Raw genomic sequence first — 12,421 nt, 5'->3', positions numbered from 1 at the left:
GCGCTGAAGACGTCTTGACCAACGACCCGCCCAGGCCAGGAGGCTTGGCGCCCGGTCGCAGGAGGTAGGCGCCCGTGAGAACCGCCTACCGTCGAGTGGCCGCCACCAGCGCGTTGCTGCTAGTCCTCGCCGGCTGCACGCCGCCACCGCCCGCGTCGGTACCGCGCCTGACCCCAGGCGGTCCGCTCGAGGCGAGGGTCGGCACTACCGTCCACTTCCAGGCCGAGAACCTTGACGGCGCGGTCGTCTGGGGAGTCGACCGGCTGATCGGCGGGTCCTCGTACTCTGGAACCGTAGCCGGCGGCGACTACCACGCGCCGGACCGGGTGCCGGCGGAACCGACGGTGACGGTGACCGCCTTCCAGACCAGCGACCCTTCCAAGAGCGCCAGCGCGAAGGTGACGGTCACCGCGCCCGGCACCATGTACGTACTCGGCCTGAGCGTGTACGTCTACGGCGACATGGACACCGTGAACGGCGATGCCGGGCCGGACCGCGCGTTCAAGATCGACGGCGTCGGCGCCGGCAAGGCCTACTCCGACCTGGTCGTCGCTCCTAGCCTTGACGCTGCGTTCGTCCTAGCCGACACCGCCCCGACCAACGTCTTCATGATCCATGACGTGTCGACCGCGTCCGGCACCGTGAGCGCCACGGGCCTCTCCTCACTCGGCAGGGAGAACCCGGCGGCTGTGGCCTACGACGAGGTCAGGGGCATCCTCTACGTGGCGTTCGCGGACGCTCTGCTCGCGTACGACGACGCGTCGGTGGCGTCGGACGGCAAGGAGCCGGACCGCGTCCTAGAGGGCTCGTTCGTCAGCGCCATGCTGCTCGGCAGCCCCGCCGGCATCTACCTCGACCCCGCTACGGACCGGCTGTTCGTCGCCAACTCCCTCGGGGAGATCGGCACCTATACCAACGCTTCGTCCGTCGTGGGGAACGTCGCTCCCAGCCGCCTGACGAAGCTCGACGTCCCGGCCGGCTTCGTCGACGACCTGGCCTACGACGCCGTGCGCGACGAGCTCTACCTCAGCGACTGGACGAACGCGGCGGTGTACGTTGTGGCCGACGCCTCCTCGGCCACAGGCACGGTCGCGCCCTCTCGGGTCATCGGCGGCGCGCAGACCGGGTTCGTCCACCCGCTGCGGGCCGGCTACGACGCGGCCAACGACCGGTTGGTGGTCGTCGACGACACGGCCAACGACGCCAAGGTGTTCGACGGGGCCTCGCTCCTGAACGGTGACGTCGCGCCTTCGCGTACCCTCGGCGGCGTGTTGTGGCCCGTCAACCCGCCCTACGGCCTCTACCTGGACCCGAGCCGATGACGTGAAGGCGACCCGAGGCGCCACGAACGACGCCGACCGGGCGACCGCTCGTCCGGTCGTCCGCCATGGGCTCGCGGGCCGTCAGAGATCGTCCTCGAACCACCCCACGGCGGCGACGGCGCCCTGAGAGGCGTCCACCGAGAAGCCGCGCCGGGCCAAGAACGCGAACGCCTTGGCGCGCGCCTTCATGACGGCCATCCGGTCCGCCGTCGGGTCGGCCGCGCCCGGGCGGTAGCGCCAGGCGTTCTTGCGGAGTAGGGCCGTGGCGGCCGCGAGCTGGTCCTCCGGGGTGAGCTCTTCCAGGCGCGCCTCCGCGATCTCGGGCGCGACCCCCTTCTGCCTCAGCTCCTGCCGCAGCCCCAGGCGCCCCTTCGTCGCCGAGCGCGTGCTCACGTACAGGTCGGCGTAGGTCGCGTCGTTGACGAGCTCGAGCTCGACGAGGCGGCCTACGAGCGCGGTCGCGAGCTCGGGGTCGAGCCCGCGCCGCACGAGTTTCCGCGTCAGCTCGGCCGTCGTGTACATGCGCCTGCTCAGGAGGTAGAGGAGGTAGTCCCAGGCGGTGTCGCGCGTGAGCGGCTTGGGCGGCTTGCGGTTCGAGCGCCTCTCGGCCTCGCCCGCGTTCATCAGCGGAGCACCGCGACGGGGTCGAGCCGGGCCGCCCTGCGGGCGGGGAGCAGCCCGGCCACCACGCTCGTCGCGAGCGACACGGCGCAGACCCACACGACGTCGAAGGCCTGGAACTGGATGGGGAGCTGGGTGATGAAGTAGAGGTCGCCCGGCAAGGGGTAGGGCTGGAACTTGAAGTAGGCGGCGACCGCGAGCCCGAGTACTACGCCCAGGAGCGTGCCGAGCCCCCCGAGGGCGAACCCTTGGAGCGTGAACGTGCGGAGCACCTGGCCTTCCGACGCGCCGAGGGCGCGCAGGATGGCGATGTCCGCCGTCTTCTCGTTGACGGTGAGCACGAGCACGTTCGTGATGCCGAACGCGGCGACGATGACGATGAGGAAGACCACGACGCCGATCACGGCCTTCTGCAGCCGCAACTGCGAGATGAGGCTCGCGAAGAGGCTTTCCCAGCTGACGGGCCTGAGCGAGTACTTGTCGGCGAGCGCCAGCCCGACGCGGTGGGCTGCCGTCGGCTCGCTCAGGCGCAGGTGGTAGCCGCTCACGCGCCCCTCGACACCGAGGTAGGCCTGGAGGTTCGACAGGGACATGTAGGCCGTGACGGAGTCGATGAGCTCGTTGCCGACCCTGAACGTGCCCGCGACGGTGAACTGCGCGGTGGCGCCGGAGATGTCGCGCAACATCACGGCGTCGCCGACGCTGACGCCGAGGGACTGCGCGAGGGTCGAGCCGAGCACGATGCCGCCCGCCTGGGCCATGGCGGCACCCTGCTCTGCCAGGACGGGGAGGTCGAGGACGGCCGTCTCGAGACCGGGGTCGATGCCGACGAGTTGGGTGAAGCCCTGCCGCGCGCTCACTCCGAGCGCCTGGCTCGCGCGCCTGGCTATGAGGGCCTGGCCGGAGAGGAACGGCGCGGCCGCGACGACGCCGCGTTCGCTCGCCAGAGCCGCTACCATGGCCGGGTCGTCCGGCAGGGTCTCGCCCGGCAGGTAGCTCTGCAACGTGAGCATCGGGGTGGCGCGCAGCGTGCTCGTGACGAGCTCGTCGATGAACCCGTTCGTCAACGACAGCGCGATGATGAGGACGGCCACGCCGATGGCGACGCCCGTAACGGTAAGGGCGGACTGGAGGCCCCGCCTACGAACGTGCCGCCACGCCAGGTAGGGGACGAGCGCGCGCACGCCGCAGCTTAGCGCGAGGCGATGAGCACGGGGGTGGCTTCGAAGGTCGGAGCAGAGCTGGGTATGAACTCGTGACCGCTGCGGCCGTAGCGGATGAGCTCCACCTCCACCTTGCGGACCCCCCAGTTGACGGCCTGGGAGTAGCTCTCGAACCAGACGTCGATCTGCTGGGTCTTGCGCGCGTGCATCGTGTCCTCCACGATGAAGAGGTGATCGCCGAGGAACTGCTGGAAGGCGCCGACGCCGCGCCCCGTGTGGTAGTTGCCGAGGTCGCGGATACGCACGAGCGAGCCGTACGGCAACTCGCCTCCCAGGAGGTCGCGGCTGACCGCCACCACCCCGAAGGCCGTGCGCGCGCCCGTCGAGGTGACGAACGGCGAGGCGTCGGTCTGGCTCTCGTGGGAGTTGTAGCCCGTGGCGCGCAGGACGAAGCGGGGGTTGGCGGTGGGGCCGAGCAAGGCGTTGCTCGGGTCCGAGTCGCCGGGGTGGTCGGCCGGAGGCTCGACGACGTCCGCGAACGGAGCTACTTCCAAAGCGACCGGAACCGGCGGTTCGGTGCGTGGCGAGCTGAAGGCGGTGATGAGGGCGGCAACCACGAGCCCTATGGCCACGAGCTTGCCGCTGATGTGCAGCGCCACTAGGGCACCACCTCCCAGTCGCGGCATGTTAGCAGACTGAATGTGAGAGTTCGCACACGGAACTCACAGGTGAGGATAGAGGCCGGTCGCGCGGGCCGCCGAGCGCGCACGCGGTCACGGGCATCTCATGAATCTCCGGGTGGGCCGTGTAACGTGAGGATGTTGTCAGAGAGCGCCCGGTAAGGTGCTCGTCAAGACGTTCTCGAGACCGTTAGGAAGGACGAACGCACCTTGCCGTTCATACCCGGGCTGCTAGCGACGCCGACCGTCATCGCCAACGCCATGTTCAGCCTGGCCAAGGACGCCTCGCTCCCGGTGAGGTCGCCGGACCGCGTAGGCGTGGTGTCGCCGATGTTCAACGAGGAGGCGGGCGCCGCCGCCGCCCTGACGTCGCTACTCGCGCAGAGCGTGCCGTTCGACGCGCTGGCCGTGAGCATCAACGGCGGCACGGACGCCACGGCGGAGGTCGTGAAGCTGACGTTGGGGGAGGCCGGGTACCGGTGCGTGACCAGAGGCCCGGTCGCCGACGCCACCGCGACCTTCGAGCGGTGGCTGAAGGCCGGCGGCGGCGGACCGAGCGTCATCGTCGTCGAGCACGCCCAGCCGATCTCCAAGTCGGACAGCATCAACGTCGTGCTGAGCGGCGGCCTGCTGAGCGCCGAGCGGGTGCTCATCGTCGACGGCGACACGGTCCTCGAGGAACACTTCCTGGCGCGCCTGCGCGACGACTTCTACCGTCTGCGGCGCGTGGGTCATGGTCGCAAGCTCCGCTACGTCCTCGAGGACTACGCGATCCAATCAGGCGCGGTGATGTCCGCCGACCCCGGGCGCGGCAAGCCGGTGGCCAGGTTCATCTCGCGTGCCCGCTCGGCCGAGTACGCCATCGCGGCGGTGCTGCGCACGGGTCAGACGGCGCGGTTGGGCGAGGGGGCCGTGTTCGGCCGCTCGCGGCTCTACACGGTGGTCGGGTGCGGGTTCGTGGCGAGGCGCGAGTGCTTCCCGATGCCGGCCGACACGTTGACCGAGGACCACGACTTCACGCTCAGCGTGCAGAACCGCGCGGTGACCGACGAGCACGTCGGCGCCCCCGAGCTCGATGCCAAGGGGTTCCGCGTCGTCGTCGACGGCGAGGAGGTCGAGCTCGGCAGGCTCGTTGGCGACGCCCCGCTCGTCATACGCCACGGCAGCAACGCCCGGTTCATCACGTCCGCCCTCATGTACACGGACGACCCGCCCAGCCTGCCAGGGTACTTGCGGCAGATCGAGCGGTGGAACGGCGGCGGCATCGAGAACGGTCTCAAGCGGCTGTTCCGGCGCGCCCAGTGGCGCGACCTGCGGGCCAACGTGCGCTTCACGGTCCTGGCCGCACACTTCGAGAACCTGTTCGGGCTGGCGCTGCTGCTGCTCATGCTGCCCGTTGCTGCCGGACTGAACTACGCCCTGCCCGGCCACGGCACGCCGCTGAAGGCCCTCGGGCTATGGGCGGGTTTCGACCTGGCGGCCACGCTCGTCCTCGCCACGTGGGGCTTCGCCCGCATCTGGCGCGCGCAAGGGCTGCGCCGCTTCAGGCTCTGGTCCAAGGTCGGCCGCGAGGCGGCGACGTCCGTCGTGCCCCTCGCGCTCCTGCGCCCGTTCAATGCCGTCACGTTCCTGACGGGGGCCGCCAGGGCCGTACCGCGCTTCATGCGGCGCAACGAGTTCGATCCGCGGGCCACGATCACGTGGGACAGGCCGCGGTCGCGCACGTCGAAGCGCTCGCAGCTCCGCTACCTTGGCGCCACCACCGGCATGGTGCTGTCCGTCGCCACGGTCTTCGCCGGCGCTGCGGTCCTCGCCTCGGCCACCCGACCCGGCTACCGCGATGCCTGGCGCCTCATCAACGACTCAGTCAGGGTGTCGCAGGACGACCACATGACGTTGCCGCTGTCCTTGACCGACCGTGGGCTGCTCGACGCCTTCGTCGACGCCGGGTTCTCGCGCCCCGCGCAGGCTGCCGATCCGGGCGCCGGTGGAGCCTCGGAGGGCCTGGCGCCAGGGGCGGACGCCGCGGGTCCGGTGGACGCGCCGACCGAGTTCGGCGACGACGCGCGCGTCGCCGAGGCGCAGGGCGACGACCGCGGCGCGCGGGCCGACGACCCCGGCGTTCCCACCGACCTCGTCGACTCGCCGCTCGCCCGGCTCGGTCTCCACGTCATGGCGTCCAACGAGGGGCACGGCCGCGTGTCGGCCTACTGCTCCGTCGCCGACGTGCTGCGGCCGGCCACGAAGCGCCACCGGCTCGAGGTGGCGGAGGGCTACCAACCGCTCTCCGCGTGGGGTCTGCTCGTCCTGGCGCGCTTGGCGCCGCTCGTGGCCAACATCGAGGAGGCCTCGACCGCGTACGACGTGCCGCCCGACCTCCTGCTGCGCATCCTCATCAACGAGTCCTACCTCGACCCGCTGGCCGTCGGGCCGACCGGCGACCTCGGCCTCTCGCAGGTCACGAGCGACGCTCTGACGCTGCTGCGCGCGATCTCGACGGACCAGCTCTCGCCATACGCCAACCAGCGGTTCTTCGCGGGCGACTTCTCCGTGTTCGATCCCGACTTCTCGGTCTGCGCGGGTGCCGCCAAGCTGGCGTGGGCCCGGGCGCAACCCGGCGGCGAGGACGACCACTTCGCGTACGCCCGCTACATCAACCCCCTCGAGGGGGTCGTGCGTGGCAAGGTCAGCCCCGTCCACGGCAACCTCGTGAAAGCGATCGACGAGTTGCGACCCCTGGCCAACGCGCTGCAGGCCACGGTGGCCGCCTACCGGGCGGACCCCGACTCGGTCACGGACAAGGAGCGCGCCCTCCTCGGCGTGACGAACCTCGTGGCCGACGGAAGGTTGACGGTGGCCCAGGCTTACTTCGTGACCGCCGAACTCGTGCAGAGCTTCGGCATCGACGACAAGGCCCTGTACGACGACATCCGCCGCCGCTTGTACGGCAGCGCGGACGGCGTGCCCTCCGTCGGCAACCCCAACCAGGGCTGAGCCGCGAGCGGTGCGACACGCCCGGGCGGCGGGCAGAGCCTGCGGCGCGCGGCCGTCCCGCGGTAGTCCAAGCGCCGACTGTCCGGCGCGGCCCTCGCGCTAGCGGGCCTCGACGAGCCGCGCCAGCGTCCCTTCTATCCCCAGCACGAGCACCTCGCCTGCGGCGCCCGGCACGATGGCCGAGATCGGCAGCCCGGTCTCGAGGAGGAGCTCGACGGCACCGGTCGCCCGGTCGAGCGACCAGAGGCGACCGGAGACGAAGTCCCCGAACAAGTACTTGCCGACGAGCTCGGGCAGCGCCGGATCGTGGGCCTCGAAGCCGCCGGTCACGGACAGGCCGCCGACCGGGTCTATCCGGAGGTGACCGTAGTACGCGGCCGGCGGGACGAGCGGGAGACGCTCGCAGTCGGGAGCCACCAACCCGCCGGTGTCCGGGTACTCGAAGCAGTGGGGGCCCTCCATGTACGGCCAGCCGTAGTTGCCCCCCGGGCGCACGACGTCGATCTCCTCCCAGGTGTCCTCGCCGACGTCCGCTAACAGCAGCGCGCCGTCGCTCGCCGCGAAGCTGAACTTCCACGGGTTGCGGAACCCGAAGGCGTAGACCTCGCCGAGCGCGCCCTGCGTCGCCCCTTGTCCGCCGACGAACGGGTTGTCCTGCGGCACGGTATAGGGCGTGTCGCCGTCCGCTGGAAACGGGTCGATGCGCAAGACCTTGCCGAGCAGCGACGTGAGGTCTTGGGCCGGTATGGGCGTCTCGTGGAAGTACTCCACCTCGCGTTGGCCCTCGCCGACTGACACGTACAGCATGTCGTCGACGCCGAAGGCGACCTGCCCACCGTGGTGGAAGGGCTCACGCACCGGTACGCGCAGCAGCACCGTCTCCTGCGCGGCGTCGGCACTGCTCGCGTCCTCCGCCAGCGGGTAGGCGGCCACCACCAGATCGTTGGTGCCGGCTTCGGTGAACGCCACGACGATGTGCCGCGCGTTGCCGCGCGCCGCCGCGCGTTCGGCCGGCTCCAGCGCCGCCGTGAAGAGGCCCTGTTCGCCGAGCAGGCCCGTGACGCGCCCGCCGAGCGACAGGAACGGCGTCCCGGCCACGGCGCCGTCCGTGTAGCGCCACACGGCGCCGTCGAGAGCGACGATCAGCAGGTCGCCCGTGTCGTCGAGCGGCACGGCGTCCACCGGCAACGGGAGGAGCTTGGTGAGCGTCTCGAGGCCGTAGGCGGTAGCGCTGCGAGGGTGCGGCGGCTCTGCCGCCGCCGGCGCCGAGGCGTACGCCAGCCAGCATGCGGCGAGGGCGAGCAACAGGCCGTGAGCGACGCGCCGCACGCCGCACGCCACGTTTAGGCGCGCGCCACGACTAGGCTGCGGGTCGAAGGTGGGAGTCGGCTTGCCGCCAACGTTGGCGGGGAAAGCGAGGAGGCGGAAGGGCGACCGGAGGCTAGGCATCCAGCAGCGATGGTACGCCTATCGGCCGAGCGCGTGGTGCTCGCCGCCCGCGAACACGGTGGTGGAGGAGGCGGGACGCCCACCCGCTCCGGCGCTACTCGAAGGGCGGGTGCCACCGGCGGGCGCAGCGACCGCGACGTCCGTGCCGGTGCGGACCGCTATGGGCTGCGCTCGCGCGGGCGCAGCGGGAGCGCGCGCAGCCTGTGGCGATTCGGCGCCCTGCCGGCTCCGGAAGTAGGAACGGAAGGCCTGAAGGGAGAGGAGCGAGCTCTCGATGCGCCAGTCCGCCTCCTTGTCCTCGTTGAACCACACGATGGCCTCGACGCGCGGGAATGCGGTGGAGTTCAACATGTCGTCCACCCAAGCGGCCTTGTCGCCTGCCTTCTCGCCTTCGGCCGAGGCCACCTCGGCCAGCCAGAGGGGCTGGCCGCCGAGGCGCGTGATCCGGGCGTAGCCGTCCTTGAACACGTCCTCGTAGCTGCGCCAGCCGATCAGGGGCTTGGTCTCGCCCCAGTTGTAGCCGTCGAGGCCAAGCACGTCGACGTAGTCGTCGCCGGGGTAGTAGCGCTCCATGGCGTTCTCCGGCGTGCGCGGTTCGTCGGTGACGTTGGGGCTGAAGACCCAACGGACGTTGGTCGCGTCCTCGGCGGCGAAGAGCTCGACGATATGCCGCCAGGCGCGCTTGAGCCCTTCGGGGTCGCCGTTCCAGGGGGTCCACTCGCCGTTCATCTCAGGGAAGATGCGCACGTACACGGTGCCGGCGGCCGCGCGCACGCCGTGCGCCCACTCCCGGATGTAAGCGTCGTACGCTCCGGCCACGATGTCGTCAAAGGCCTCGTTGTGGGTCTGCCAGGTGACCAGTGGTATCCGGCCGGCGGCCAGGACGTCATCGACGGGAACGGGGTCGTACGCGAAATCCCAGGACGTGTACCAGTGGGCGAGCCCGAAAGCGCCGCCGACCCGGTCCTCCAGCTCCCGAAGGGGAGCGAGATCGTTCCATACACCGGCCGGGACGAAGGCTCCCAGCATGGGAGGGGCGGTCCTCCCCGGCAGCGCGGCCGTCTCCGGCTCGGAACACGCGCTCAGTGCCGACGCGATAGCGACGATCAGCGCCGCCAGACCTACGAGCCCGGCCCGCCTCCGACGCGCGGATCGCCGTCCATCTGAACAGGCGCGAACTGGTCGAGTTGAGCGGCTGTCGGTCAAGGAAGTTCCCGCGCGCCCGGCCTGCGGCCGGCGCTGTGATATATGCCATATGGATACCACCGGGTCCGACGGGGACGCAACACTCGCGCCCTTAACCCAAGCGCCCCCGCGCTCATCGGTTTCTCAGACGACCCTAGGCTTGGGTCAGCGGACCGCAGCGACCGCGGTGCCGGCGCTGAGCATCTGCCTGAACGCGTGCAGGGTCGCGACGTCGGAATCGATGCGCCAGTCGGCCTCTTTGTTCTCGTTGAACCAGACGAGCGCCTCGATGCGTTCGAACCCCGTGGTGGCGAACATCTCGCGGACCCAGTCGCTCTTGTCGCCGCCGACGTTCGAGCTCGCGAGCTCTGCGATCCAGACGGGCTGTGCTCCCAAGCTCGTCACGCGGTCGTAGCCGGCGCGGAAGATGGCCTCGAACGAGCGCCAGCCGACGGAAGGCAGGACGTCGCCCCAGTTGTAGCCGTCCAGGGCGAGGACGTCGACATAGTCGTCGCCCGGGTAGTAGAGCTCCATGGCGTTCTCCGGCACGCGCGGCGAGTCCGTGACGTTGGGGCTGAACACCCAGCGTACGTTGGTCGCCCCCACGGAGTCGAAGATGCCGACGATGCGGCGCCAGGCGCGCTTGAGCCCCTCGGGGTCGCCGCTCCACTGGGTCCAGTCGCCGTTCATCTCGGGGAAGGGGCGCACGTAGAGGAGACCGGGCGCGGTGGCTGCGCCGCGCGCCCACTCGGTGATGTAGGCGTCGTACTTGCCGGCCGCGATGTCTTCGACGCTGCGGTCGTAGCTCTGCCAGCTGATCATCGGCCTGCGTCCGCCTTGGGAAGCCATGGCGACCAACTCGGGGAAGTAGGGGTTGTCCCAGTTCGTGAACCAGTGCACGACGTCCAGGCGGCGACCGAGGTCGAGCTCGAGCTCGTAGATGGGGTCCATGCCGCGCCACACGCCGCCGAAGGTGAACGCGCCGAACAGGGCGGTCGACTCCAGAGCTGCTGCCGGGCGGGTGGCCGAGACGGTTCCCTCCTGCGCGCTCCCGCACGCGCTCAACACGAGCGTCGCGAGGAGCGGGACGAGCACCATCATCACACGCGGTGTGAAGCGCCTCTGGTTGTCGACTCGCGCAGTGCTCGGCCGGATCATCAAGTCCCCGGACGCTTCGGCGTCCTCGCGAGGCGCTCGCCCGGCTGCCGGCTAGCCGCAACGGATGCGACTGAACCGAGAACGTCCCTTGGCCGGTTGCGCTACTAGCTCCACCTGTTCCAAGCGCCCAGATGCAGAACAGGCTTCATCGCTTCCAAGTCCAAGCCGTGAGGCTCGGTGCCCGAACGGTTCGGGCGGCGGGCACACGTGCCCGCGCTCGGACGTTGACGGCACTTTTCGATGAGGGGACACTCACCTGGCCGGTTGCGCTACTCGCTCCACCTGACTCAAGCGCCCAAATTACGAGCCAGGCTTCTCAGCGTCCAAGCAGGAAGTGCTCGACTTCCTGTGGGCGACTATAGCACATCCGACCCTCATGTGAGTGAACTAATCGCCTCTCTGGCTGACCGGTCGACCGGTCAGCCAGAGAGGGTGAGCCGGCCGGCGGCTCTGGTAACATGACGGGCCCCTCCGGGCGAGCGCCCATGGAAAGAAACACCGTCACAGAGCAGCCAGGTCAGGCGGAGCCGGCGGGTCGGACCGCCGCCGACGCGTTCGGGTTCGACGTGGTGGTGGAGCGTGGCCGCGCGCGGCTCGGCCGGCTGCGCACCCCGCACGGCACCGTGGCGACGCCCGCCTTCGTGGCGGTCGGCACCCAGGCCACCGTCAAGAGCCTCGCCCCGGAAGCCGTCGCGGCGACGGGCACTACCCTCCTGTTCGCCAACACCTACCATCTCTACTTGCGGCCCGGGGCCGATCTCGTGGCGCGCCATGGCGGCCTGCACCGGTTCATGCGCTGGGACGCACCGATCCTCACGGACTCGGGCGGCTTCCAGGTCTTCTCGCTCGGCGCCTCCATCGAGCACGGGGTCGGCAAGATCGGCAACATCTTCCCGGGTGAGGACCAGGACCGCAACCGCAGGCGCCTGGCGGCTGGCAGCGGCATGGTGGCCGTCGACGAGGACGGGGTGGTGTTCAAGAGCCACATCGACGGCTCCAAGCACCGCTTCGATCCTGAGACGTCGATCGCCGTCCAGCGCCGGCTCGGAGCCGACATCGTCCTCGCGTTCGACGAGTGCACGAGCCCGCTGCACGACGAGGCGTACACGCGGCGCTCGCTCGAGCGCACCCACCGGTGGGCGGCGCGGAGCCTCGCCGCCTTCCAAGGCACGGCGCCCCTGCACGGCTATCGCCAGGCCCTCTACGGCATCGTCCAGGGCGGCGCCTTCCGCGACCAGCGCGAGGACAGCGCCCGCTTCGTCGGGTCGCTGGCGTTCGACGGCATCGCGATCGGCGGCAACCTGGGCGCCACGCGCGCCGACATGCACGCCGTCCTCGACTGGACGCTCCCGCTCCTGCCGTTCGGCAAGCCGCGGCACCTGCTCGGGATCGGCGACGTGGAGAGCATCTTCGAGGCGGTCGCGCGCGGCGTCGATACCTTCGACTGCGTCATGCCGACGCGCAACGCGCGCACGGGCACGCTCCTCGTCAGGCCGGACCTGGACGCCGGCGTGAGTGGCGGGCGCCTGAACATCACCAACGCCCGCTTCCAGAGCGACCTCGGTCCGGTGCAGGCCGGCTGCGACTGCTATACCTGCCGCACTTTCAGCCGGGCCTACCTCCGGCACCTGTTCAAGGCGGGCGAGTCGTTGGGGCCGCAGCTCGCGACCATCCACAACCTGCGCTTCATGGCGCGCCTCATGGAGGATGTCAGGGAGGCGCTGGCCGACGGCACGTTCCAGGAACTATGGGCGCGCGTGGTCGGGCGGGCGGCCTAGGCGTCGGCGAGGGGTGGCGGGTCGCGGGTGTCGGAGGGGCTCGCGAGAGGTCCGAGAAGCTCACCGGACCG

At 70.4% G+C, this 12,421-nt stretch carries 9 protein-coding genes and 2 riboswitches; of the genes, 3 read left to right on the top strand and 6 right to left on the bottom strand.

Features of this window, described 5'->3' with window-relative positions; all coding sequences use genetic code 11:
• The first annotated feature begins 74 nt into the window (after positions 1-74).
• Positions 75-1,322: a hypothetical protein gene (locus tag M9914_12890; GenBank protein MCO5175073.1), complete on the top strand. Its 1,248-nt coding sequence runs from the start codon at positions 75-77 to the stop codon at positions 1,320-1,322.
• Positions 1,323-1,403: 81 nt separating this feature from the next.
• Here M9914_12890 and M9914_12885 read toward each other — a convergent pair whose 3' ends face one another.
• Genes M9914_12885 through M9914_12875 form a run of 3 tightly spaced genes read right to left on the bottom strand, consistent with a single transcriptional unit; the run spans position 1,404 to position 3,792 of the window.
• Positions 1,404-1,946, bottom strand: a complete 543-nt coding sequence (locus M9914_12885) for a recombination regulator RecX (protein MCO5175072.1) — start codon at positions 1,944-1,946, stop codon at positions 1,404-1,406.
• Positions 1,946-3,127, bottom strand: coding sequence for an ABC transporter permease (locus M9914_12880; GenBank protein ID MCO5175071.1), 1,182 nt, complete (start codon positions 3,125-3,127; stop codon positions 1,946-1,948). Before M9914_12880 ends, M9914_12885 begins: the two co-directional genes overlap by 1 nt.
• 8 nt (positions 3,128-3,135) lie before the next feature.
• Entirely contained in the window at positions 3,136-3,792 is a 657-nt protein-coding gene (locus M9914_12875) for a 3D domain-containing protein (protein MCO5175070.1), read from the bottom strand.
• 204 nt (positions 3,793-3,996) lie between these two features.
• Here M9914_12875 and M9914_12870 point away from each other — a divergent pair, with 204 nt between their 5' ends.
• On the top strand, positions 3,997-6,780 hold the full coding sequence (locus M9914_12870) for a transglycosylase SLT domain-containing protein (protein ID MCO5175069.1): 2,784 nt from the start codon (positions 3,997-3,999) through the stop codon (positions 6,778-6,780).
• 99 nt (positions 6,781-6,879) lie between these two features.
• Here M9914_12870 and M9914_12865 read toward each other — a convergent pair whose 3' ends face one another.
• The 3 genes from M9914_12865 to M9914_12855 all read right to left on the bottom strand — a co-directional run bounded on the left by M9914_12865 (position 6,880) and on the right by M9914_12855 (position 10,515).
• A complete protein-coding gene (locus M9914_12865; GenBank protein ID MCO5175068.1) occupies positions 6,880-8,229 on the bottom strand; it encodes a PQQ-dependent sugar dehydrogenase in 1,350 nt (449 codons plus the stop codon).
• Positions 8,230-8,247: 18 nt separating this feature from the next.
• A complete protein-coding gene (locus M9914_12860; protein ID MCO5175067.1) occupies positions 8,248-9,258 on the bottom strand; it encodes a hypothetical protein in 1,011 nt (336 codons plus the stop codon).
• A gap of 321 nt (positions 9,259-9,579) precedes the next feature.
• Entirely contained in the window at positions 9,580-10,515 is a 936-nt protein-coding gene (locus M9914_12855; protein MCO5175066.1) for a hypothetical protein, read from the bottom strand.
• 138 nt (positions 10,516-10,653) lie between these two features.
• A riboswitch (cyclic di-GMP riboswitch) is annotated at positions 10,654-10,736 on the bottom strand.
• Positions 10,737-10,821: 85 nt separating this feature from the next.
• Positions 10,822-10,906, bottom strand: a riboswitch (cyclic di-GMP riboswitch).
• Positions 10,907-11,057: 151 nt separating this feature from the next.
• Between M9914_12855 and tgt the strand changes: the two genes are divergently transcribed.
• Complete coding sequence (tgt, locus tag M9914_12850; GenBank protein ID MCO5175065.1) at positions 11,058-12,350, top strand: tRNA guanosine(34) transglycosylase Tgt; 1,293 nt, start codon at positions 11,058-11,060, stop codon at positions 12,348-12,350.
• Positions 12,351-12,421: the final 71 nt, after the last annotated feature.

Source organism: Trueperaceae bacterium (assembly GCA_023954415.1).
In the GTDB taxonomy this organism is placed as follows: Bacteria; Deinococcota; Deinococci; order Deinococcales; family Trueperaceae; genus JAAYYF01.
The sequence above is the reverse complement of the archived record's forward strand: the minus strand, read 5'-3'. Positions and strand labels throughout refer to the sequence as shown.

Bases quoted from the DNA above. Each gene is read 5' to 3' on its own strand.
- M9914_12865 (MCO5175068.1), bottom strand. From the start codon at position 8,229: ATGCCTAGCCTCCGGTCGCCCTTCCGCCTCCTCGCTTTCCCCGCCAAC.
- M9914_12885 (MCO5175072.1), bottom strand. From the start codon at position 1,946: ATGAACGCGGGCGAGGCCGAGAGGCGCTCGAACCGCAAGCCGCCCAAG.
- M9914_12855 (MCO5175066.1), bottom strand. From the start codon at position 10,515: ATGATGGTGCTCGTCCCGCTCCTCGCGACGCTCGTGTTGAGCGCGTGC.
- M9914_12875 (MCO5175070.1), bottom strand. From the start codon at position 3,792: ATGCCGCGACTGGGAGGTGGTGCCCTAGTGGCGCTGCACATCAGCGGC.
- tgt (MCO5175065.1), top strand. From the start codon at position 11,058: ATGGAAAGAAACACCGTCACAGAGCAGCCAGGTCAGGCGGAGCCGGCG.
- M9914_12860 (MCO5175067.1), bottom strand. From the start codon at position 9,258: ATGCTGGGAGCCTTCGTCCCGGCCGGTGTATGGAACGATCTCGCTCCC.